General features: G+C 39.1%; 18 protein-coding genes. 6 read left to right on the top strand and 12 right to left on the bottom strand.

Going from position 1 to position 23757, the window contains the following annotated elements; genetic code table 11:
* The first annotated feature begins 240 nt into the window (after nucleotides 1–240).
* Nucleotides 241–2574: a DNA topoisomerase gene (locus ACC612_RS05060; RefSeq protein ID WP_371853379.1), complete on the top strand. Its 2334-nt coding sequence runs from the start codon at nucleotides 241–243 to the stop codon at nucleotides 2572–2574.
* 185 nt (nucleotides 2575–2759) lie between these two features.
* Here the strand turns inward: ACC612_RS05060 and ACC612_RS05055 are convergent, their stop codons facing one another.
* From ACC612_RS05055 to ACC612_RS05030, 6 genes are all read right to left on the bottom strand, one after another.
* Nucleotides 2760–3284, bottom strand: coding sequence for a nitroreductase family protein (locus ACC612_RS05055; RefSeq protein WP_371853378.1), 525 nt, complete (start codon nucleotides 3282–3284; stop codon nucleotides 2760–2762).
* 82 nt (nucleotides 3285–3366) lie between these two features.
* Complete coding sequence (gene ilvC, locus ACC612_RS05050) at nucleotides 3367–4374, bottom strand: ketol-acid reductoisomerase (protein WP_371853377.1); 1008 nt, start codon at nucleotides 4372–4374, stop codon at nucleotides 3367–3369.
* A gap of 24 nt (nucleotides 4375–4398) precedes the next feature.
* Nucleotides 4399–4884 carry an acetolactate synthase small subunit gene (gene ilvN / locus ACC612_RS05045; RefSeq protein ID WP_371853376.1) on the bottom strand — a complete coding sequence of 162 codons (486 nt, stop codon included), beginning with the start codon at nucleotides 4882–4884 and terminating at the stop codon, nucleotides 4399–4401.
* Nucleotides 4881–6572, bottom strand: coding sequence for an acetolactate synthase large subunit (locus ACC612_RS05040; RefSeq protein ID WP_371853375.1), 1692 nt, complete (start codon nucleotides 6570–6572; stop codon nucleotides 4881–4883). The genes ilvN and ACC612_RS05040 overlap by 4 nt, the downstream gene beginning before the upstream one ends.
* Before the next feature lie 52 nt (nucleotides 6573–6624).
* Nucleotides 6625–8127, bottom strand: coding sequence for a (R)-citramalate synthase (locus ACC612_RS05035; protein WP_371853373.1), 1503 nt, complete (start codon nucleotides 8125–8127; stop codon nucleotides 6625–6627).
* Nucleotides 8128–8291: 164 nt separating this feature from the next.
* Nucleotides 8292–9347: a M42 family metallopeptidase gene (locus ACC612_RS05030; RefSeq protein WP_371853372.1), complete on the bottom strand. Its 1056-nt coding sequence runs from the start codon at nucleotides 9345–9347 to the stop codon at nucleotides 8292–8294.
* A 497-nt stretch (nucleotides 9348–9844) separates the two neighbouring features.
* Between ACC612_RS05030 and ACC612_RS05025 the strand changes: the two genes are divergently transcribed.
* From ACC612_RS05025 to ACC612_RS05010, 4 genes are read left to right on the top strand one after another with little or no spacing between them, the layout of a single operon-like run.
* On the top strand, nucleotides 9845–10894 hold the full coding sequence (locus ACC612_RS05025) for a glycosyltransferase family 2 protein (protein ID WP_371853370.1): 1050 nt from the start codon (nucleotides 9845–9847) through the stop codon (nucleotides 10892–10894).
* Nucleotides 10895–10912: 18 nt separating this feature from the next.
* Complete coding sequence (locus tag ACC612_RS05020) at nucleotides 10913–11890, top strand: glycosyltransferase family 2 protein (protein WP_371853369.1); 978 nt, start codon at nucleotides 10913–10915, stop codon at nucleotides 11888–11890.
* Nucleotides 11891–11892: 2 nt separating this feature from the next.
* Entirely contained in the window at nucleotides 11893–13023 is a 1131-nt protein-coding gene (locus ACC612_RS05015) for a glycosyltransferase family 4 protein (RefSeq protein WP_371853368.1), read from the top strand.
* Nucleotides 13024–13035: 12 nt separating this feature from the next.
* Complete coding sequence (locus tag ACC612_RS05010) at nucleotides 13036–15186, top strand: DUF2206 domain-containing protein (RefSeq protein WP_371853367.1); 2151 nt, start codon at nucleotides 13036–13038, stop codon at nucleotides 15184–15186.
* Here ACC612_RS05010 and ACC612_RS05005 read toward each other — a convergent pair.
* From ACC612_RS05005 to ACC612_RS04980, 6 genes are all read right to left on the bottom strand, one after another.
* Nucleotides 15177–16295 carry a glycosyltransferase family 4 protein gene (locus ACC612_RS05005; RefSeq protein WP_371853366.1) on the bottom strand — a complete coding sequence of 373 codons (1119 nt, stop codon included), beginning with the start codon at nucleotides 16293–16295 and terminating at the stop codon, nucleotides 15177–15179. The two genes, ACC612_RS05010 and ACC612_RS05005, sit on opposite strands and share 10 nt — an antisense overlap.
* A 76-nt stretch (nucleotides 16296–16371) precedes the next feature.
* Complete coding sequence (locus ACC612_RS05000; protein WP_371853365.1) at nucleotides 16372–17136, bottom strand: hypothetical protein; 765 nt, start codon at nucleotides 17134–17136, stop codon at nucleotides 16372–16374.
* Nucleotides 17123–18445, bottom strand: coding sequence for an oligosaccharide flippase family protein (locus ACC612_RS04995; protein ID WP_371853364.1), 1323 nt, complete (start codon nucleotides 18443–18445; stop codon nucleotides 17123–17125). Before ACC612_RS04995 ends, ACC612_RS05000 begins: the two co-directional genes overlap by 14 nt.
* On the bottom strand, nucleotides 18442–19314 hold the full coding sequence (locus tag ACC612_RS04990) for a hypothetical protein (RefSeq protein ID WP_371853363.1): 873 nt from the start codon (nucleotides 19312–19314) through the stop codon (nucleotides 18442–18444). Before ACC612_RS04990 ends, ACC612_RS04995 begins: the two co-directional genes overlap by 4 nt.
* Nucleotides 19315–19461: 147 nt before the next feature.
* Nucleotides 19462–20400, bottom strand: coding sequence for an SDR family oxidoreductase (locus tag ACC612_RS04985; RefSeq protein ID WP_371853362.1), 939 nt, complete (start codon nucleotides 20398–20400; stop codon nucleotides 19462–19464).
* A 23-nt stretch (nucleotides 20401–20423) separates the two neighbouring features.
* Complete coding sequence (locus ACC612_RS04980) at nucleotides 20424–22097, bottom strand: nucleotide sugar dehydrogenase (protein ID WP_371853361.1); 1674 nt, start codon at nucleotides 22095–22097, stop codon at nucleotides 20424–20426.
* A 688-nt stretch (nucleotides 22098–22785) separates the two neighbouring features.
* Here ACC612_RS04980 and ACC612_RS04975 point away from each other — a divergent pair.
* Complete coding sequence (locus ACC612_RS04975) at nucleotides 22786–23694, top strand: GDP-mannose 4,6-dehydratase (protein WP_371853360.1); 909 nt, start codon at nucleotides 22786–22788, stop codon at nucleotides 23692–23694.
* Nucleotides 23695–23757: the final 63 nt, after the last annotated feature.

The following is a 23757-nucleotide window of genomic DNA, read 5'->3' as shown; positions in this document are numbered from 1 at the left end:
CAGTTGCATGGGAATTTTATTTATATGCTGACAATAATATGTCAGTGAATACGTGTGTCTTTCCGGGTCCGGGGGGACGGTGAAATATATCATTTCCATTCCCGTACGGTAATGTCTTGGAGGATACCATCTCTTATCATAATAAGGAAAAGTGCGCATTACATTAGTAATTTCCCATACCGGTGCCAGTTAGAAGTTCTAATGTATCGCGCACTATTCTGACAAGGTGCAATATATATCATGACTGTTGTTGTATTTACCGAAAAGAACAAAGCTGCCTCACAGATAGCGAATATTCTCAGCGGAGGGAAGCCCGATAGAAAGCTTGTGGAAGGTGTCCCTGTCTACGTATTTCGCAAGGATGGCAAAGAATGGCAGGTAATGGGCCTTTCCGGTCATATTATGGGTTATGATTTCCCACCTGAACTAAATGACTGGAAATCTGTGGACCCGAGAAAATTGATCGATACTGCACCTGTTAAAACAGTGACAAAAAAATCATTTGCAGATGCTATTATTTCTCTGTCCAAGGGAGCCGACGGGATAATTCTTGCCTGCGATTTTGACCGCGAAGGAGAAAACATTGGCTTTGAAGCAAAGGAACTTGCATCCAGAGTTTCAAAAGCTCCTGTAAAAAGGGCAAGATTCTCTTCATTATCAGCTTCTGAGATCAATAAGGCTTTTGATAATCCTTTAGAACCTGATACAGCCATGGCAATGTCTGCAGATGCCCGTCAGATACTTGATCTTAAAATGGGTGCTGCTTTTACCCGCTATCTTACCCTGGCTGTAAGAGAAAGAGCACGCACCAAAGATATCCTTTCCATCGGACCATGCCAGACACCTACATGTGGCTTCGTATATGAAAGAGAAAAGTCCATAAAAGAATTCAATCCTGAGGATTTCTGGAAGATAGAAGCACTTTTCCACGCAAAGGAAATGGATTTTAAAGGAAGTCACCGGGCAGGCAACATAAAGGACAAAGCAAAGGCAGTTGAAATATTCAACCGAATTAAGGCATGTAAGATCGGAATAGTTACAAAAAAGAGTGTTTCCGAAATAAAGACAAATGCTCCATATCCTTTAAACACCACCGAATTTCTCAAACGTGCATCCAAGTTCCTGAACATTAGCCCGGAATCTGCCCTGGAAATAGCTGAACAGCTGTACTTGAACGGTTTTACAAGCTATCCAAGAACTGAAACAAACAAATATGCCGATGATTTTGATTTCAAGTCAAAGGTAATAGCATTTACAGCCACAGAATATAAGGAACATGCACTTGCTATACTTTCAGCGGGAGATATCACTGCCCGTAACGGAACAAAGGATGGACATGATCATCCACCCATTCATCCAATAAAAGCTGTTGCTTTAAAGGAAGTGGAAAAAGCTGTTAAGATCGAAGGAGCAGGCAAGATATATGACCTGATATCCAGGCATTTTCTTGCAAATCTCATGCCTGCAGCTCAATTTGAAAAGACACACCTTGAGATTAGTGTCGAGAAAGAATTATTCGATGCTTCCGGTTCAGTAATGAAAAGCGAGGGCTGGATGTCAGTCTATCCTTTCGAAACAAAGAATGACAAGTTTCTGCCTGATATCCAGGAGAAAGAAGAAGTCAAGGTCAAAAAACTGGAGAATATTGCTTCTAAGACAACTCCTCCAAAACATCTTACTGAAGCTGAACTGCTAACCCTGATGGATAAACACGGCATTGGTACAAAAGCAACAGCTCCATCACATATAGAAACAAACAAAAAACGCGGATATTTTGAGACAAAAGGTAAGACGATTATAATCCAGGAAACTGGATTTAGTTTAATGGATGCTCTCAGTACATCAGTACCTATTGTAGTTAAGCCGGAAATAAGGGCAAGAATAGAGTCCCTTGTGCAGGAAGTAGAAGATGGCACAAAGAATTTCGATGTTGCAGTTGCAGAGGGAACAGAGCTTATCAAAATGATGTATGCACAGCTTACAGAAAGCCGAAACTCCATTGTATCCCGGCTTGCAGGATCCATAAATGATGAAACTGCAACAGAGGACAAGAAGAATTACATTGGCAAATGTCCGGAATGCGGACATGTGCTACGCATTATAAGTACTGACAAAGGACGTTTTGTAGGGTGTACAGGGTACCCACAATGCAGAAAAACTTACCCTCTACCTAAAGAAGGTGCTCTTTCCGTACTTCGCTCGAAAGAGTGTCCTAAAGGTGGAGCTGCCGTAATAAAAGTGGGAAACAAGTATTGCTGGTCAGTGGGCATAGGACCTTGTTTTGCATGCGAGAAGGTAAAAGAATGCTTCCCTCCTGAAGTAGTAGGCCCATGCCCCATCTGCGATGGAGAGATGTGCCTTATTACCACAAAAGATGCGCGTTTTCTGGGTTGTAGTAAAAGATGTGGGCGCACCCAATCTTTGCCCCAGGAAGGCAGGCTCACGATACTTGAGCGCAGGTGTGAAGTCTGTGGCTGGAAACTGATCCGTACAAAAGAAAAAGAGAAGGATGCCGTTGAAACCTGCGTAAATCGTAGCTGTGGAGTACTTAAAAGAAAAAAGGCCTCAAATTGAGTTGAGTTAATCTTAAATCAATTATCCTTGATTAGTCGAGTTGCGAACAAATACTTTAAATATAATAACTGCATAGTACAGCTTAGAGACAAAGGTCATATCTGGAAAGCATTCTACTACCAAACTGGTGTCTAAATCCAAAATATATCCTTTAACCTCCTTAATTCCGGATGGTACCTTTGTCTTTACCTCCATTGATTGCCATAGAGCTCTTCAAAGGCTATTTCTGTAAGTTCTTTTCGAGAAGACGTAGTTGTGGGCCCACGAGGATACCCTATGGCAAGTGCAGCCATGAGTTCAAGAGATTCTGGAGCTTTCAAAATCAAATTCACTTGTTCTTTATTGTTCAGTATCTCTCCAAGCCAGACTGCCCCAAGTCCAAGTTCGCAACAGGCAAGCAGCATATTCTGTATGGCAGCACCTATAGCTTGAGCGTCTTTTGTATGATTGTACATCTCAGAAGTATCCAGAAAAACAACAATAATGAGACTAGCACCCTTTACAATAGAAGAATAGCGTGTGCAAGCGGCTAATTCATCGATGCTGTTTCTGTTCTGAACTACTATGAACTTCCATGGCTGGTTGTTAAGACCAGATGGTGCCCACCGGGCAGCTTCCAGGATCTGTGTGATCTTTGTTCTTTCCACTGGTTCAGAAGTATAACTGCGGATACTTCTTCTTGACAGAATGGTCTCTATAGTTCCCTGCATGATATCACTTCAAAAAAGGTGACGTGTTTTTGTATATAAAACACGCCTTTTAGTAAAGTAAAAAAGTAAGATTTAAGAAAAATTACTTTTCATTGAGCCCGCTGTTAAGCCATGGCATCATTGCGCGCAACTTGCGGCCTACCTCTTCAACAGGGTGTTCACGGTCCTGGCGCTCCATAGCTGTGAGCACTGGCCTGTTAGCCTTACCCTCGAGTACGAACTCTCTTGCAAACTGTCCGTTCTGGATGCGTTCGAGAGCTTCATACATAGCTTCTCTGGAAAGTTCATTAATTACCTTTGGTCCAACTGTCATACCACCATATTCAGCCGTATTGGATACTGAATACCACATCTTCTCAAGGCCACCCTCGTGAATGAGATCTACAATGAGCTTCAGTTCATGTGTTGTCTCAAAATAGGCCATTTCTGGCTGGTAACCGGCTTCAACAAGAACCTCAAAAGCTGTTTTGATTAGAGAAGCTACTCCACCGCACAGGTCTACCTGCTCACCGAAGAGATCAGTCTCTGTTTCCTCGCGGAAAGTAGTTTCAAATACTCCTGCACGAGTACAGCCTACACCTTTTGCATGCGCCAGAGCTAACTGTTTTGCCATTCCGGTGGCATCCTGATAAACGGCAATAAGACCTGGAACTCCATGGCCTTCTTTATAGGTCCTGCGTACAAGATGTCCCGGGCTTTTTGGTGCGACCATGTATACATCAATGTCTTTCTTAGGCACGATCTGATTATAGTGGATATTAAAACCGTGGGAGAAAACAAGAGCATTTCCTGGCTCAAGTCCGGGCTCGATCTCCTCGTAGAAGACCTGAGACTGAGTTTCATCAGGCAAAAGGATCTGGATAATATCAGCTGCTTTAGCTGCGTCTTTTACAGTCATGACCTTAAGGCCATCCTCTTCTGCCTGTTGCCAGCGTTTGCTGCCTTTGCGCAGACCTACAATAACATCAAGTCCGGAATCATGCAGATTCTGGGCCTGAGCATGCCCCTGACTGCCATATCCCATAACTGCTATCTTCTTACCTTTCATAACTCCAAGGTCTGCATCTTTATCATAGTACATATCTGCCATTTGAATTACCTCTCAGGTTTAATATTATACACCCTTCGGACCTCTGCGTAGGGCAATTTTACCTGTACGCACCATTTCTTTTATTCCGAAGGGCTTAAGCAACTGTTCTATCGCCTTGATCTTATTCTCGTCACCCGTTACCTCTATCACCATGGACTTGCTCGCAACATCGATGATCTTTGCCCTGAAGATATCTGCTATCTGCATGATCTCAGAACGATTGTTTACGTCTGCATTGACCTTAATGAGAGCAAGCTCCCTTTCCACAGTGTCCTCGGACCCAAGGTCTGTTACTCTGATGACATCAATTAATTTATTTAGCTGTTTTGTGACCTGCTCCAATACAAGGTCATCACCACGTACGACAATTGTCATACGGGATATTGTAGGATCCTCGGTTACTCCCACAGCCAGACTGTCAATGTTATATCCTCTGCGGGCAAACAAACCGGCAACCCGCGAGAGTACACCATATCTGTTCTCTACCAGGACTGCAAGTGTATGCTTCATTTTTTCCTCTCCAGATCCAAAATTTCGTTTATAGCCGCTCCTGCAGGTACCATAGGCGATACGTTCTCTTCACACTCAATCCAGAAATCGATGAGAGTGGGTCTTCCGGATGCTATTGCCTGTTCAATTGCAGGCCTTACCTCAGAGGGCTGTTTAACACGCAACCCAAGTGCCCCATAGGCCTCTGCAAGCTTAACGAAATCAACACTGTCTCTTATACAGGTGTAAGAATACCTCTTATCAAAGAAGAGTTCCTGCCACTGCCTGACCATTCCCAGATAACCGTTATTGAATATAGCGATTATCACAGGAATATTCTCCTGTACAGCAGTAGCCAATTCCTGGGAATTCATCTGGAACGAACCATCACCCGATATATCAAAGACCACTCGGTCAGGCTTACCCATTTTTACACCCAGGGATGCCGGGAATCCAAAACCCATGGTACCCAGTCCTCCGGAGGATATGAAAGTACGAGGTTCGCTGAACTTGAAATATTGTGCTGCCCACATCTGGTGCTGGCCGACCTCCGTAACAATGATTGCATCCTTGCAGGCATCATGTATCTGTTCAATGATATATTGGGGTTTGATACTACCACTGCCATCAATATAATGAAGGGGATAAGACTTCTTCCAGTGTGCTATCCTTTTCAGCCACTCCTCGGTCGGAGCCTTTTCAACATATTTAAGCAGGTCTTCAAGCACTTTGTTTGCATTACCTACTATTGGGATATCCACACGCACATTCTTGGATATCTCTGCCGGATCTACGTCTATGTGAATGATCTTAGCATTAGCTGCAAAAGACTTGATCTTGCCTGTAACCCTGTCATCGAACCTTGCACCGACAGCGATAACCAGATCTGACTCCTGTATCGCATAATTGGCATATTTAGTACCATGCATACCTAGCATACCGATAAACAATGGATGATCCACAGGGAAAGCACCCATTGCAGTAAGTGTGGTAGTTACAGGAGCCTGCACTTTTTCTGCGAGTGCACGAAGATACTCACTGGCATTTGAACTGATTACTCCGCCACCTGCATATATAACAGGTTTGTATGATTTGGATATCTCTTCAGCAGCCTTCTTTATCTGCTGCAGATTACCTTCATAAGTCGGATTGTAACTGCGAAGCTTTACTTTTTCAGGATAGTAGAATTCTATCAGCTCAGTAGTAAGGTCTTTAGGAATATCAATGAGCACTGGACCTGGCCTGCCGGTAGAAGCGATGTGAAACGCTTCTTTCATGATCCTTGGAATATCATTTGCATCCTGCAGAAGATAATTGTGTTTTGTTATGGGCAGTGTTATGCCCGTGATATTAGCTTCCTGGAATGCATCGTTCCCTATCATGGGCAGCGGTACCTGTCCGGTCAAAGCTACCATTGGTATCGAATCCATGTAAGCTGTGGCTATACCTGTAACCAGGTTAGTTGCTCCCGGACCGGATGTTGCTAAGCATACTCCTACTTTACCCGTTGCTCTGGCATATCCATCTGCTGCATGGGCAGCCGATTGTTCATGGCGTACGAGTACATGGCGTATCTTTGAGTCATAAAGTGCATCATAAATTGGAAGCACCTGACCTCCGGGATATCCGAATATCGTATCTACGCCTTCCCTGTACAGACACTCGATGATGGCTCTTGCACCTGTCATCTTTTCTGTTTGTCCTGTCATTCAATCACTCTGCTGGTCATGAATTAATGTTTTAGAGGTATATTTATGTTTGTCACATATCCTGCATTTTACTTTGTGATTCCGTCTGTATCAAGCGGTTGATACCATTAAGCATTGCTTCTACGGAAGCCATGATGATGTCAGTACGTGCTCCTCTGGAGGTTATCATCCTTCCATCCTTTGAAAGTTTAACAAGTACTTCCACAAGAGCGTCAGTACCTCCTGTAATAGCATCTACATGGTATTCCTCAAGCTGGATATCGCCAACGCCAGCAACTGCTTTCTTTATACACTGGATAGTAGCATCCACAGGTCCATCACCGATACCTGCCTGGACCACTTCCTCGCCATCGACCTTGAGCTTGACAGAAGCCGTAGGCGTTACTCTGTTACCTGATACTACAGTGAAGTCCTCGAGCTTAACCCTGGAATTACACTGGATGTTCAATACGGTTTCTGCAATAGACTGGAGATCTGCATCTGTAACATGTTTACCAAAGTCACCCAGTTCTTTTACCCTCTTGAGGATCTCGTTAAGATGTGCATCCTGAACATCATATCCCATTTCTTTTATGGCCAGGGACACAGAACTTCTGCCTGCATGTTTGCCCATTACTATCTTACGCTTACGTCCGAGTATTTCCGGGCTTATTGGCTCATAGGTGGATGTATCTGCCAGGAGACCATGCACATGGATACCTGCCTCATGTGAAAAGGCGTTACCTCCGACAAGAGATTTATTCGGAGCTACAGGTATGCCCGTAAGACGGCTTACAAGCCTTGAAGTCTTGAAAAGTTCAGTTGTTTTAATGCCTGTATCGTATTTGTACAGCCATTCAAGTATCATTACGACTTCTTCAAGGGATGTATTACCTGCCCTTTCTCCGATGCCGTTGATGGTCACATGTGCTTCCTTAGCACCTGCTCTAAGTGCAGCTACAGTATTTGATGTTCCAAGACCAAAATCATCATGACAGTGTATGCTCACAGGTGCCTTTACTGATGCTGTAAGATCCCTGAATATGGCCTCTGTTTTTTCAGGTACCAGCATGCCTACTGTGTCACAGAAGCAAAGCCTCTCTGCACCTGCTTCAATACCTGCATGATATATGGACTTCAGGAAATCTATATCCGCCCTGGAAGCGTCTTCTCCGCTAAGCTCTACTATAAGCCCATGTTCTCTGGCGTATTCTGTAGTCTCAATAGCCATTTGTTTTACTGCTTCCCTATCCTTTTTGAGTTTAACACTGATGTGCAGATCGGATACAGGAGCTACAAGATGAATGGAATCCACGTCACATTCAAGCGCATAGTCTATATCTTGCTGCATGATCCTGCAGTAGCTGCAGATGTCAGCGTTTAAACCTTCAGCTGTAATAGCGCGGATGGATTCCCTTTCCCCTTCGGAAGTAATGGCTGAACCGGCTTCAATTATGTGCACTCCCAGCTCATCGAGTTTGCGGGCAATGGCCAGTTTGTCCTCTTTAGTAAGTGCCACGCCGGGCGTCTGTTCACCGTCTCTAAGAGTCGTGTCCAAAAAGCGGATGTTTTCCAATAATACAATCCCTCACAGGTATTTGTCTGCTGGCAAAGCCAACAACACTACATCGATATCTCTATACTATATATGCATATCGATAGATTTATCACGATTCTTCACGATCAACAGTGAGAAACGTAATTTTTAAAAATAGAAAAATTGTACCTGAAATGCAGGCATCAGAAATATTTGTCAATAGTTTCTATTGAGCTTACCAGCAGATCCACGCATGCTTTCATATCAGCTGTGTCCAATACTTCCACAGGAGAGTGGATGTAACGGGTAACCACGCTTATGACGCTGGAAGGAATACCGTCTCTTGTCAGGTGTATAGCAGTAGCATCTGTGGTACCGCCATCCCCTACCTCAAGCTGGTACGGAATAGACTTTGAATCAGCAGTTTCCCTGAGCCATTTTACAACCTGAGGCGAAGCAATAAGACCACGACCAGAGGCATCTGCAACGGTGATTACGCCACCTTTACCCTGTTCTACTGCAGCATCCTTTTTATCGATGCCTGGGTGATCGCCTGATATGGTCGTATCAACTGCAAGGGCTATATCCGGGTCCAGACCGAAGGCTGCTGTACGAGCACCTTTGAGGCCAACCTCTTCCTGCACGGTTCCAACTGCATACACAGTTGCATTGATCTTTTTGTCTGCAAGTTGCCTCATTACTTCCAGCAGAATAGCACAACCGGCACGGTTATCAAAAGCCTTGCCTGTGATCTTGCCGTTTGCAAGAGCAACTACTTCCCTGTCCATGGAAACCGCTGTTCCTACACTGATGCCCATGTTTTCAGCATCTTCACGATTCTTGGCACCTACGTCGATAAACATGTCTTCGGATCTCACAGGTCTCTTCCTTTCCTCCTCTTTCATCACATGAGGAGGCTTGCAGCCAATAACTCCGGGTATTGGACCATTCTTTGTGTGTACTACAACCCTCTGGCTATGCAATGTAGGATCGAACCAGCCACCTATCTTTACGAACTTCAGGAAACCTTTGTCGTCAATATACTGCACCATCAGACCGATCTCATCCATATGAGTAGCGATCATAATTGATGGTCCTTCTCCTCTTTTAGTAGCTATGAGATTGCCCAGCTTGTCAGTGGTCACCTCATCCACATAGGGCTTAAGTCCTGCCTCCATTATGGCACGAATGCTATCCTCATGGCCGGAAATGCCATGTGCATTGGATAGCTTTTTCAAAGAATCGATCAGTTGTTCCATGTAAATCCTCTTTTTTGAATTATTGCAGGATAATAGGAACTGCTTGTATAAAGATATAGATGTAAAATATAAACAAAAATAGAAAAAAAAGAATCCTTTGCTGTATGCTGAAGCTTACTCTAACTGCACCCTGAGAAAGTGTAAGACTAATATCAAATAAATACTGTTTGCTTTTGCTATCAATACTATTTTTAGATCTTTTTATCAATTCAACTTTTTGTAAAAACTTAATATCAAAAAGAAGACTCTGATATTTCTAAACAGGTCAAAGTCAAGTGAAGGAAGTGTAAAGAAGTTAACAATCCGAAAGTATATAAACTTTAATTATATTAATAGTATTATATATTGTAGGAAAAGAACTGCTCAAATAAAGACTTGTTAAGGATTTATTAGCTCATTCGTTGAGAGGCTAGGCATGACTGTAAAAACATATACAACTAACTCTGGCAAAATAAATACTCGATGTGTCAGAGTTACTATTTCAGGAGGAACTACATATGGCTTCTGAGATAGTAGAACCAGTACCTCTGGAAGATGCTGATACCAATTGCAGTACTATTACTGCAAATACTATTAATTTTTTGAAAAAGAAAGAATGCAATGCAATTATAGATTCCACTATTTTAAATGAATCTCAGGAATTCAGCACTCATGGAAAAACAATAGCTGCAATGCCTGCTTACAATGAAGAGAAATTCATTGGAAAAACCGTTGTCGGATGTAAACCTTACGTAGATGAGGTCATAGTCGTCAATGATGGAAGTACTGATGCCACTGCCATGATCGCAACTGCCTGTGGTGCCACCGTCGTTTACCATGAACAGAATATGGGATATGGTGCATCTATACGCACTTGCTTTGAAACTGCAAAGAAAATGCAGGTTGCAGCAATGGTAATACTGGATGCTGATGGACAGCATGATCCTTTAGATATCCAGCAGGTCTTACAACCAGTTCTAAATAATGAAGCAGATGTCTGCATTGGTTCAAGATTTCTCAAAAACCACACTGTCAAGATTCCTCTGTATCGAAAAATAGGCATGAAGGTACTGGATTTTGCTACAAATCGGGGCGGAGATACAAAAATCACAGACACCCAGAGTGGCTTCCGTGCGTATTCTGCCAATGCTATAAACAAAATAAGAATTGGGAACACAGGGATGGCGGCTGGTTCAGAAATCCTGTTGCAGATAAAAGATCAAGGCTTGAAAGTAAAAGAAGTACCTATTACCTGCAGGTACGATATTGAAGACACTTCCACACACAATCCAGTAGTACATGGGATGAAGGTACTGGCGAGTATTGTCACTGAAATTGAGTACAAACACCCTCTTTTCTATATTGGGTTGCCGGGAGTGATTTTATTCTGTGCAGGACTGGTCATTGGAGGAGTTGTGATTAACTCATACAATACCAGAGGTTATGTGCCATTTGGACCAGCAATTCTAATGGTATTACTTTTTATGGTGGGCTCGCTGGCAATTTTCAGTGCCCTGAATTTGCATGCTACTACTCAGTTATTGAAGAAAATGAAATCAATACAATAAAGGGTTGGTGAAAAACGTTTGAGTTATCCTTTTGTTTCAATAGTGGTTGGAATCCGAAATGAAGAAAGGTATATTGTTGAATGTATAGAGTCTCTCCTCGATCAGGATTATCCAAAGGAATTTTATGAAATAATTATGGTTGACGGTATGTCTACGGACAATACTCAAAACCTTGTCAGGCAATACCCTGTAAAGCTTCTCCTGAACGAAAAAAAGAATGTGGCTGCTGCAAGGAATCTTGGTGTTAAAGAAGCAAAAGGAGAATATATCGCATTTACTGATGGAGACTGCCGGGCAGATAAATCATGGCTGAGCACGTTAGTCAATGAAATGTTAAATGCTCCTGAAAATGTTGCATGTGTTGGTGGTCCAAACCTAATATTCAATACGGACTCATTGTTTGCCCGTGTAGTGGGTTATACCCAGGAGACTTTTTTAGGATCAGGAGGCTCTGCACAGTCAAGTAATTCCTCTGAAAGGAAATATGTGCAATCCATACCGAATTGTAATGCATTCTACAAAAAGCAAATAATTGAAGACATCGGGTATTTCGATGAGACTTTTGTAGTTGGACAGGATTGTGACCTTAACTTCAGAATTGGAAAGAAAGGATACAGATTCCTGTATATTCCTGAAGCAAAAGTGTACCATCATCGCAGAGGTAATACCAAATCTTTCTCAACTCAAATGTTCAGATATGGTTCATGGATGGTAAAGCTTTTTAAGAAACACAAAGGTGTTGTCCGATGGTATGCATTTATACCAGCTTTCGCTATACTGATCACAATAATTGGGATTGCGATTTCTTTAAAGTATAGTATCATATTGAAGTTATTAGGATTTTTGACTCTTCTGTATATTATCCTGGTCTCATACACTGCCTTGAAAGTAAGCATAAAAATGAGATCGATCTATGGACTTAAAGCCCTATTCATATTGCCTTTGCAGCATGTGATGTATGGATTAGGAGTAATTTCACAATTGATTCAGCGGTAAAAATGACAAAAAGAAATATTGGGATACTAACCTTTCCCACCAGTAATTCAGGGAACATACCGTTATCAAATCTTGTAGACATAGTCTGCAGCATTTCAAAAACTACACACCTTATAACCGGAAATGACGGGTACAGTTTTTTCAAAAATGATTCACGGCTCAATGCATATGAAATCAATTGCATGCATAGGAAAAATGCACAAAACGTATTGAAATGGATATTTAAATACATAAATACTCAATTAAAAATGTCTTATAGAATAGCTCGGCTGTCACAAAAAACAGATCTATGGATCTTCTTTATCGGAGGCGACTATTTACTGCTTCCAATGTTAACTGCTAAGCTTTTACAAAAAAAAGTGATATTAGTCTTTGCAGGTTCCATCACAGAATCTCTGAAATCTGAAAAGAGTAAGCTTTACGATATTATTAGGCCTATCTCCAGAATAAATTGCTCATTATCTGACCGCATAGTGCTTTACTCACCCATTTTGATTAAGCAATGGGATTTAAATTCATATAGCAGTAAAATATCAATTGCCCCAAAGCATTTTTTAGATTTTAACACATTTAAATTCACTAAAAACTTGTCTCAACGAGATAATTTGGTAGGATATGTTGGACGATTTAGCAATGAAAAGGGCATAATTAATTTTGTTGAATCTATTCCTGAGATATTAAAAAGAAAGCCAGATGTTCATTTTCTTCTGATTGGCGATGGCATATTAAAAAATGAAATTGAACAATATGTCCAGAAGAACAATTTGTCTGAGAAGGTAGAAATAAAAAAATGGGTGCAACATAATGAGTTGCCATTTTATTTAAATTCACTAAAGTTAGTTGTCATACCTTCATACACAGAAGGACTGCCAAACCTCATGCTTGAAGCTATGGCTTGCGGAACTCCTGTAGTTGCTACATCTGTGGGATCCATACCTGATTTTATAAAAAATGCAGAAACTGGATTTATAATGGAGAACAATTCTCCCGATTGCATTGCTAAAAACATAACTAGTGCACTTGAAAAACCAGATTTAGAAAAGGTTAGTGAGAGAGCAAGAGTATTAATAGAGCAGAACTTCACTTTTGAAAAAGCTGTCGAGAGATACGAGTATATAATAAAGAATATCTAACGGAAGGTATGAATGCCTTTTAATATAAACGGAAAAAACTCACTTTTAGGCATAATTTCAATTCTTTTCGTAGCAGATGTATCAATTATATTGGATATTCCACTATTTAGGCAAATATTTGGAATATTACTCATTACAATTATTCCAGGAGCCCTATTATACAAATTGCTGAACCTGCCTCCAATGAGTTTTTTTGAAAAACTTGTTCTTATTGTGGGTCTTAGTATTGCAGTGTTGATGGGTATTGGATTTATAACGAATTTGTTATACCTATTCATGGGAATCCCTACTCCTTTATTAACATCTATTTTATTATTAAATGTAAATGTTATTATTATTGATCTTTCCCTTATATCGTACAGATTTGGAAATTTTAGGTACAATTTCAATATTAGTAACTTTCATCCAGATAAGAGATCGATCAAAACTGGTCTTTTTTTGTTACTAATTTTAACTATGAGCATACTCGGAGCTTTGATCACTCGTTTCTATAAGAACACAATATTGTCGTTGACTTGTATCACGTTAATAACTATTTTTATAATATTGGTTGATTATGATAATATTATCCCGGAAAAATTCTATGCGGGTTCTATATTTATTATTGCCCTCTCTTTGCTTTTAGGCAGAGCACTTGTGTCCCCATATCTTTTTGGTTCGGACATACAATATGAATATTACTTTGCTCAGCATGTGCAAAGTAATTCATACTGGAATCTTTTTAATGTTGGAAATTTGAATTCAATGCTTAGTGTAAACATACTGCCAATTGCATTTTCAAACATAGTTGATATTGACTTCATTTGGATGTACAAAATATTTTTTTCATTCCTTTACGCACTTGTGCCTGTTGGCTTATACTATGTGTATAATCTGCAGATAGGACCTAAAAAATCATTTTACTCATGCATCTTTTTTGTTTCTTTTTTTTCATTCTTTACAGTAATGCTCTGGCTTCCAAGACAGGAGATTGCAGAATTATATCTTATCTTATTGATGATAGTACTATTAAATAAAAAACTGTCTGAATTCCAACAATTAACATTACTGATAATATTTTCCTGGTCCCTAATCGTTTCACATTATGGAACAGCATATATATATATATTATATTTGACTCTTGTATGGATTGGAATACTTATATTCAGATTAAAAAATGCAACAATCAAATTGAGTATAGTAATAATTAGTTATCTTATGGCATTTTCCTGGTTCATCTGTATAGCTAGTGCGAGTATCTTCTACTCTGCAGTAGAAATATTTACAAAAATGACTGATACTATTTTTAATGACCTGGTGTCCGCTAATTCAATTGATGCGGACATATCCAGAGGAGTAGGGGTTGGAATTATGGATTTGCCTATCTGGCATACATTGGGGAACTTGTGGATCAGCGGTTGCCAGGCAGTTATTGTTATTGGTTTTTTGTACACATTGATAAAGTACAAAGAAATGAAATACAATAAAGAGTTCTTTTTATATTCTATCGTAAGCATGGTTCTATTAATTGCATGCATGGTGGTTCCTCATTTTGCCAGCAGCCTTAACATGAATAGAATATATCCAATTATTTTGATCTGGCTTGCACCTATGTTTTTACAAGGGATAGAAACGATTCTTCTCATGACATCATATTTATACAATAATCCGTTACTAAAGTCAGAGAATACTAAATATTTTTGTACTTTATTGATATTGATACCGTATTTATTATTCAACAGCGGCTTTATTTATGAAATAACGGACAATCCGACAAATATACATGTTAACATTTTCTCAAAAAATGAAATCGATCCAGCACGCTATTCAAATTGGACCCGTTTTGTAGTATCACCCATATATGAACAAAATGTAGTCGCTTGTGAATGGATATCTCAAAATGGTATTCGACAAAAGGATGTATATACCGATACTTCCAGGCAATCTGAGATTTCAGGGTACGGAGTTATTGCTCCAGGTAATGTCCGCATTCTTAACATAAATGAACCTCCAAATGAAGAGTATATTTATTTTGGACTACAGAATGTAAAAGGAAATGTATTTCTGGCTGAAGACCCAGTGCAAGCTCATAGCACTTTATATCTTGATATGTCAACTGTCTATGATTCTATTGGAATGAAGAACAAGATATATACGAATGATGCCGCAGAGTTTTACTCATGATGAGAATATACTTTATTATATTCATCTACTAATCTTTCAATAACATAATCCCATGAGTATTTTTTAGCTTCAGAGAGGTTATTTAGAGATATTCTCTTTTTCAAATTCTTATCATTCAAAATAAATAATGACTTTTCTGCAATTGCAGCCGGATCTCCGGGGTTTACCAAAAAACCATTGATTCCATCTTTTATCAGATCAGGTAGTCCACCTACATTAGTTGAAACAATAGGAAGACCGGAAGCCATAGCCTCAATGTTTACAATTCCAAAGCTTTCTGATAAACTTGGCAAAACAAAGAGATCTGCTTCCTTCATATATTTAGGAATATCATCATTGGGAACTTTACCGACAAAAGATACACAATTATTCAAATTCAAATCATATGTCAATTTTTGCAAATATTCTTTCTCTTCACCATCCCCTACGATCATCAATTCAACATGAGGATTATTTAGTCTCATTATGGACATGGCCTCAATAAGATATCTGACACCTTTAATTTGCCTTAAAGTCCCTACAAAAATGATGTTCTGATCAGTATCAGATGAATAAGAACCAGTTTGCAGCTTTGATAGACCAGTTAGTTCGGTTTTAAATTTATATAATTCAATTCCATTGGGGATTACAACACTATTCATTTTGTATTTTTTGTCAATCTCTGCTTTCATACCCTCGGTTAAAGCAATAATTGTGGAAGCTTTTTTGAGAAGAGCTGCAGAAAATAGTTTTAGAAAAACAGTGGGAGTATAGATATCAGATCCCTGAACCCATACAATATAATTTTTATTTGAGATTATGCGCATAAAGAACGCAGGAACACTAAGCGGTATGCTTTGCACATGAATTATATCAGGATTGATCGACCTAATTTTCAAAAAGAATCTAAACCACATCGAAAAAGTCCTCAAAAAGGACTTTGCACAAGAAACCCGATGAACAAAGAAGCCTTCTTCCATTGTATATTCAGGCAATCCTTCATCCAACATTGTAATTACATGAACTTCATGACCTTTTTTGGCTAACTTCTTTGCAATGTTATAAGTTGCGATTTCTGTTCCAGCAAGCCATTTAGGCGGGAATTTCAAGACAACAATTGCTATTTTCATGTTATCAATTCTGGAGAAAGAGGCAATGGTGCCTTTTTAAAACCACGAAAGGCTCTTGGCTATTCTTTGCTGGCATCTAGGCATGCTGTTTACCATACTTCATTTTTTGTATGATCTTATGTGTACTTTTTGCCATTTTGTAAGCAACTGAATAGTCTTTTTGATAAATGTAATGCGTTACCACTTTACCTCCAAACCCTTGTTTAAAATAATTTATTTTTTCCTTTTCTTCATCTTTTTCAGTACCTGTATAATAACCACCCATGTCATATTCAGTAATTCCTTTCTCTTTAGCGTACTTTATCTCTTCCCATGTCATCAACTTATTTGAATCTGCAATTGATCTCATTTTGTCTTTGTCAGCCTCAAATCTTAATGATGCACCAAGTAGCCCCCTTATATTTTTTTCATCTTCTAAGTTCAAAGATCCTGAAACTGTTTCTCCGTCTATCTCTGAAGTAAATAGTGTGCCATATTTCTCCATATAGTCAACGTCGACACCACCTTCATAAGAAGATAACTTCTTTTGTTTTCTAAAACGTTGGTTTATCTCATAAAAAACATCATAATTAGTGCTCTTTTTAACAACAATTCCATTTTTCTCGGCTCTTCTTATAGCCTTTCTATAAGAAGCAGTCATATCCATGAATATCTGGTCAAGTTCCTGTGTAAGGTCGATCACTAAAGTTGTAAATTCTTCTTTCCGAAAACCAGGTACATCTACATTATTTTTGCATTCCCGGAAGATTACTCCATCATAGCCTTTTACATCAAATGGATAATCACTGAACCAAATTTCTTTTATTTTGAAAAAATACGCCTTCCTTTCAGTTTCCAACATCATATCCCTCTGAATCATAGATATAACTTCTTTTTGACAACATGATTGAAATCGAGACCAGGAAAGAAACAGTAGTTGCTACAACAGCACCTTCAATCCCCATCAATGGAATTAAAAACATATTTAGGAAAGTGTTAGTTAAAGCCATGACCACTGCCGCAAAAGAAACAATTTTGATTCCCTTTATTCCAATGGAACTCATAAGCTGGCCATACAAATTATCAATTGCAATACACAATCCTGCAATCCCAAACAAGAGAGCCAGTTTCATATTAAATTCGTACTCATTCCCATAGAGTAACAGAACAATAAAACCACTTATCATAGCAAGAGGTAATCCCAATAATATAAAGTAAGGAATTACTTTATTTATCTTTGAAAATAGCATTTTTTTGTTATTGGACATCGAAGCATACGGGAAAAAAACAGTACCAAAAGTGATGATTAAGACTTGAATAATTGAAATGAATGCATAGTTATAAGCTCTGTAAATTCCTACATCGGCTATATCCATGTATTTATTGATCAATATTTTATCAATATTTGTGTAGAGTACAAAAGATAATCCGCCCATTACTGCATAAAAACTATACTTTGTCAGTTGACTTATCCATTTTTTCTCCAACTTAAAAATGAAATATTTTCTTAGCGAATATAGTAAGATCAGACCTGTGACACCATAAGCAATATACATTGCAAAGATCATTGATTTGGAAGAAACGAAATCAATAGACATGAAATACAAAAATGATATTAGCAGTAAGATAGAAAATACTGGCTTAATGAGAGAATATTTTTTCAAATCATGCAGGCTTTTTAATGTTTCTGTGGTAATTGTATAGACTACATATAATACAGCATAGAGAATTGAATAATAGTATAAACCCTCTGATATTGATAATGTTTTACTGATCTGCGATGAAAATAGGAGATAAATCAATACAGAAATAACCGTGAATGCAGAAACTAATAAATAAGTTGTTGAAATTATGCTTTGCTGTCTCTCATGGTTCTTCTTTTCAGCATTATATTTTACCAGAGAAGCGTGGAATCCCATTAACATGGGGATATACAGAAACATGGAAACGGTCTCAACAAGAGCATATTCTCCATAAAGAGATGGACCAAGCCACCTTCCTGATAAAATATTGAAGAGGAAGGAAAAGACAGTTGAGACTGCTACCCCTCCTCCTACATAAAAAATATTATTTAAGAAGCCTTTGGCATCTGAACTAAGTTTTTCATGAAGGACTCGTTCATAAACAATTGAAAAACTATGCCAAAAGGTAGAACTTAAAATCTGCTTCATTTTCTGCCACCAAAAGCCTTTGATCTGACAGTTTTCAATCCAATTCTCAAAATACTCCGATTTATCCTGGGTAAATATGGAAGTATGTTTGTTTTGGCAACAAAATCGTTGTACTCGGCTATCTCGGAAGCAAATCTAAAGTTAATATTATCATGTTTTGAAATAAACTTCAGAAAATCATCCATAGCTGATGTAAAGTATGGGTCAACCATACAGGGAGAATGTAAACAAATATGGAATAAGGGTGCATTTTGATTATAATACTCCAAGAAACAGGCTTTAAACCACGATAAACCATAAACAGGCACACTTTCAGGATTTACATTTCCTGATGGGAACATCTGGGATACCGGAATTTCTAAAAGATGCAGGTCCCCTCTTCTTTGATAATCATCTGCACTTGGATGATAGGGCATACATATTCTTGGAAGCTTTGACCAATCGTGATGACATGGTTTAGAATGTGCAGGGGCAGAACAGTCGCATTTAAAGCCTGTCTTTATTAACGCTTTCACTGTGTCATTGTTTATAGACCATCTCCCAGCAACAAAACTGGTTGGCTCGATCCCAAATGTTTCGTAAATATGGCCTTTACCAATTTTGATCATATCCAGTTGTTCTTCATAAGAATAGTCTCGTAATACGGTAGAAGTACTGGATTGGTTAGTATTCTCTCTTAAAAAAGAATCACCTACATAAAAACTGAAGTCTCCACGGTGAAATTCTTCCCAGCCTGAATGAATATGCAATCCTAATTCATGGTCAATGTCCTTTGGGAAATATGCAGTTACTTCCGGCATAACTGCAAAAGTTATTTTTGCACCGTATTTATCTGCAATTTTAATAAGATTTGGAACTCCTTTGTACACTCCGTCAGTAGCACTTTTATCCGGAATTATGTGCTTGTCATTCACAAAGCCAAATTCTGTATGTGTCGTAATTAGTATATCCATATTGATGCTCTGATTTCTGTGGACAAATTATTCGTATCTTTGAGACTTAAAAAAGAAAAGGCCTTATTTTGAGCCTTGGGATTCAAACCATCTGACAACTTCAGCAAGTTCATCTTTGAAATTGCCTACAGGGTTGTAACCAAAACCCTTGGCTTTATTGATATCTGCCAAAGAGTGTTTTATGTCCCCGGGTCTAGCATCTATATAAGTTGGTTTCACATCTTTTCCAAGTATATTATTGATATGACCGACCAGTTCATTGATAGTGATTCGTCTTCCACATGCTATATTATACACACCTGTTTTATCAGATTCACAGGACAGGATGTTAGCATTTACCACATGTTTGATAAAATTGAAATCTCTGCTCTGCCCACCATCACCAAATATAACAGGACTTTCATCATTCAGGATTGATGTAATGAATTTAGGAATCACAGCTGCATATTGGGAAGTTGGATCCTGCCTTGGCCCGAATACATTGAAGTATCTCAGGCAAACGGTAGGAAGGCCGTATAGCTCCTGGAATACTCTGCAGTACATTTCTCCTGTAGCTTTTGTAATGGCGTAAGGAGACTGGGGATTTACAGGCATATCTTCTTTTTTGGGAAGTATTGGAGTATCTCCGTAAACTGAAGAAGAGGACGAAAAGATGACCTTCTTGATACCTGAATCCTTCGCTGCGATGAGGACTTTTAAAGTTCCGGTCACATTTGCTTCATTTGAAGAGAAAGGATCTTTAACACTTCGAGGAACACTTGGAATAGCAGCAAGGTGGAAAACGTAGTCTTTGCCTTTAAATATTTTGACCAGATCCAAATCCACAATGCTTCCCTTGACCACAGTAAGGTTTTTGTGATCAAGCAGGTGTTTTATGTTCCCTATTCTGCCGGTAGATTCATTATCAATAACCGTTACTTCGTTTTCATCAAGTAACTTTTCAGTAAGATGAGAGCCAATAAAACCCATTCCACCGGTTACTATGACTTTTTTGTTTTCCATATTGTACGCCTCCATTATAGCCATTAGTAAGAGATCTTTCCAAGCTTCTCTCTCTTTACTTCTGTTTTAATTTTTTGTACATGGCCTCTACCAAGAGCTTTGACTTCACATCCAAGCTCAAAATATCGTTTTATTTTATCGTCCGATAATATTCCGAAACAGTCTACGACAGCAATCGGCCCGCCTGCCATTTTAACAATGGAATCAGGATCAAGGTTAAGGTAATCGTTGTGTGGAACAGCTAGGATCAATGCTTCAATACCTTTGATAGCTTCAGAGAAGTCAGTTTGAATTTCTAAGTCAACTAACTCATCCTGATTTCTGAAGAAGCGCTTCCATGATTGACCAGAAACTGGATATGTATCCTGGCTTTCCAGTTCGTACCAGTGGTCTACATAAGGATCATGCACGCGCATTTCGGCTCCCATTTCTGTGAGTTTCCTGACCACAATTTCGCTGCCACTGTACCTGGTGTCACCTACGTCCTGCCTGTAGCTGGCTCCGCATATCAGCACATCTGCTCCTGCTATGTATCTGTCCATATTTCGAAGAGCATCTCTTGTGATCTCAGCTACATGAAGTGCCCTGGTATCATTTACGTCAATGGCTGTGGGAGTAATCTTAAAGACCTCATCTCCATCTTCAAACCCTAAGATATGCTTATATGACCAATATCCAAGACCTCCGTCCTTAGGAAGGCAATATCCTCCAATCCCAGGTCCCGGGAAAATGATATTACTGTGAGTAGGACGCATTTTAATGGCATCTATTACTTTCACCAGGTCCACTCCATTCCTTTCGGAAAAAAGACTCCATTCATTGAGAAAAGCCAGAATAGTTGCACGGTACGAGTTCTCAACGATCTTCGCTGTTTCAGACTCTATCGGCCTATCCATTACAGTAAGAGGATAGTCTTTAGTGTTTATTATTTCTCGCAGGAACTTTTCAACCTTTTTAGTTGCTTCAGGAGTGCATCCTGCACAAACTCTCCAGAAATCACGTACACTTGCCACATATTCCTTACCTGGCATGACACGTTCGAAACTATGAGCAAGTAGCGGTGTGGATCCAATTCCGCGCTTATAGAAAGCCTTCTTAAGAAGTGGAAGAGCAACGAATTCAGTTGTTCCGGGTGCAACTGTTGTTTCGATAAGCACAAGACACTCAGGACGGATATTCTCTCCGACTGTTCTCATGGAAGCTTCCAGTGCAGCCATGTCAGCTTCACCAGTTCTGACATTACCAAGGCTGCATTTCACATAGTCACACTGAATATCCACTACAACGATATCGGCCAGTTTCAGACAATCGTTATTATACGTTGCAGTAAGAGTCTTTGTTTCAAGAACCGTGCGTTTGATTATTTCATCGACTTCTTTGTCTTCCGATTTAACAGGAGATAAACCCCTGTTTAAGATTGGAATTTTCCAGTAACTGCGGGTGCTTGGTCTTTGACAACCGATCACAAATTTAGTATAATTCCCATTTTCATCTTTGGTATCTGCAATAATAGCAGCCATCACGGATCCTACAAATCCAACTCCCATTACCACAACAATTTCTTTTCCTTCTTCCCGGGCCTTATTGGCTAAAGTTTCTACTCTTTTATATTCCTCAAAGTACATTTCAGTTGTAGGAAGCGTAAATTCTTCTCCATCAGGACTGATGGATTGATATTTTTCGTTTTTTACTGACATTTTAACCCTCTTAAATAAATAAAATTGAAGATGCATAGATTACCCTATGCTTTTTCCTTCCTTGATCCTGTCAAGTCAAGCACAAATTGTTTTCATTGTGATGCGAGGAAAAAGCATTTAGCGAAGCATATATCTGACCTCTAAACTGTGGCATATAATCTGAATATAATAATTTCAAATAAAGTATAGTATTAGTTGTATAAATATTGAACGGGACTTTTTCACACGCACCCAGCTATAGAGAGATGTCTCTCATAATGATGATGATAATCATACACTTTGGTATAGATGATTTTATATATATGCAAATACATCCTCATATTCGGAACAAATTCCTAAAAAGAATGAGTTTGTGTATGATTGGAATAGGTACAAAATAAAACGGAGCGATTCAAATGGAACTTATTGAAGTCAAGTGTGTTGTTTGTGGAGCCCCTATCCACGTATATGAAGGGTACATCAAAGAAAATATGTATTGTACTTTACATTGCCTTAATGCGGCTATTACCTCTAAAAAAGAGCAAATCGCCTGATCATTGATTCAAGTTTTTGTCTTTTTTTAATACGCGATTATCAAGAATTTCAGGAAATACCTGAAATCACATATTAGTATAGGCTTTCTCTAAAAATCAAGATCTTAGAGATATATCGAATGTTATATATCTTATAAATGTCCATTTAAAACAACATGCAACGAATACTTATCACCGGCGGTTTAGGCCAAGTTGGCAGCTATCTTGTAGACACGCTGCATGAAAAAGCGAAGATTACAGTGCTGGATAATTACTCATCTACTACAAGAGAGGCTGTGCCTCATGGTGTCCATGTTGTAAAAGGGGACATTAAAGATGAAATTGCTGCAGACCTTGTAAAACAAAGTGATGTTGTAATCCATACTGCAGCTCAGATCAGTGTAACTGCCTCCATGGAAAATCCCCTATTCGATGCACAAAATAATGTATTTGGTACTCTAAACCTGCTGGAAGCTGCCCGCAATTCTGCGATATCCAAGTTCATATACATAAGCTCTGCAGCTGTTTATGGAAATACTTTGTACACTCCAGTTACAGAGTCACATCCACAGGATCCTCTTTCTCCTTATGGTGCCAGCAAGCTGTGCGGAGAAAAATATTGTATGATGTATAACAGAGCTTTTGGGCTACCTTCCTGCTGTATTCGTCCGTTCAACATCTACAGCCCCAGACAAGATCCACGCAATCCATATTCCGGCGTAATATCCCGTTTCATAGATAAAGCCAAAGCAAAAGAAAGTCCTGTGATCTTCGGTGATGGTACCCAGACCCGGGATTTTATATCAGTTCATGATATAGTCGATATGATTCTCCTCTTAATTGAAAATGAGGATGCTAATGGCCACGTGTTCAATGCAGGAACAGGAAAAAGCACAACAGTAACCGAGCTTGCACGCATGATCCTTAAGACATTTGATGTGGATGTACCAATACAATATATGCCTGAAAGACCAGGAGACATTAAACATAGTTGTTCTGATATTTCAAGTGCAAGGAGAATACTAGGTTTTGAACCAAAAGTTTCACTTGAAGAGGGGCTAATGGAATTTGCTAAATGCAAATGAACATTAAATTTATAATAAGCCCGCATTACTGAAGTAAAAAAAAAGTTTATAAAAATAAGTTTA

The sequence above is a fragment of the Methanomethylovorans sp. genome (assembly GCF_041447285.1).
Lineage (GTDB): Archaea > Halobacteriota > Methanosarcinia > Methanosarcinales > Methanosarcinaceae > Methanomethylovorans.
The sequence above is the reverse complement of the archived record's forward strand: the minus strand, read 5'-3'. Positions and strand labels throughout refer to the sequence as shown.

Bases quoted from the DNA above. Each gene is read 5' to 3' on its own strand.
- ilvC (WP_371853377.1), bottom strand. From the start codon at position 4,374: ATGGCAGATATGTACTATGATAAAGATGCAGACCTTGGAGTTATGAAA.
- ACC612_RS05060 (WP_371853379.1), top strand. From the start codon at position 241: ATGACTGTTGTTGTATTTACCGAAAAGAACAAAGCTGCCTCACAGATA.
- ACC612_RS04975 (WP_371853360.1), top strand. From the start codon at position 22,786: ATGCAACGAATACTTATCACCGGCGGTTTAGGCCAAGTTGGCAGCTAT.
- ACC612_RS05000 (WP_371853365.1), bottom strand. From the start codon at position 17,136: ATGTTGGAAACTGAAAGGAAGGCGTATTTTTTCAAAATAAAAGAAATT.
- ACC612_RS05010 (WP_371853367.1), top strand. From the start codon at position 13,036: ATGCCTTTTAATATAAACGGAAAAAACTCACTTTTAGGCATAATTTCA.
- ACC612_RS05030 (WP_371853372.1), bottom strand. From the start codon at position 9,347: ATGGAACAACTGATCGATTCTTTGAAAAAGCTATCCAATGCACATGGC.
- ACC612_RS05005 (WP_371853366.1), bottom strand. From the start codon at position 16,295: ATGAAAATAGCAATTGTTGTCTTGAAATTCCCGCCTAAATGGCTTGCT.
- ACC612_RS05055 (WP_371853378.1), bottom strand. From the start codon at position 3,284: ATGCAGGGAACTATAGAGACCATTCTGTCAAGAAGAAGTATCCGCAGT.
- ACC612_RS04980 (WP_371853361.1), bottom strand. From the start codon at position 22,097: ATGTCAGTAAAAAACGAAAAATATCAATCCATCAGTCCTGATGGAGAA.
- ACC612_RS05025 (WP_371853370.1), top strand. From the start codon at position 9,845: ATGGCTTCTGAGATAGTAGAACCAGTACCTCTGGAAGATGCTGATACC.
- ACC612_RS04985 (WP_371853362.1), bottom strand. From the start codon at position 20,400: ATGGAAAACAAAAAAGTCATAGTAACCGGTGGAATGGGTTTTATTGGC.
- ACC612_RS05015 (WP_371853368.1), top strand. From the start codon at position 11,893: ATGACAAAAAGAAATATTGGGATACTAACCTTTCCCACCAGTAATTCA.
- ilvN (WP_371853376.1), bottom strand. From the start codon at position 4,884: ATGAAGCATACACTTGCAGTCCTGGTAGAGAACAGATATGGTGTACTC.
- ACC612_RS05040 (WP_371853375.1), bottom strand. From the start codon at position 6,572: ATGACAGGACAAACAGAAAAGATGACAGGTGCAAGAGCCATCATCGAG.
- ACC612_RS04995 (WP_371853364.1), bottom strand. From the start codon at position 18,445: ATGAAGCAGATTTTAAGTTCTACCTTTTGGCATAGTTTTTCAATTGTT.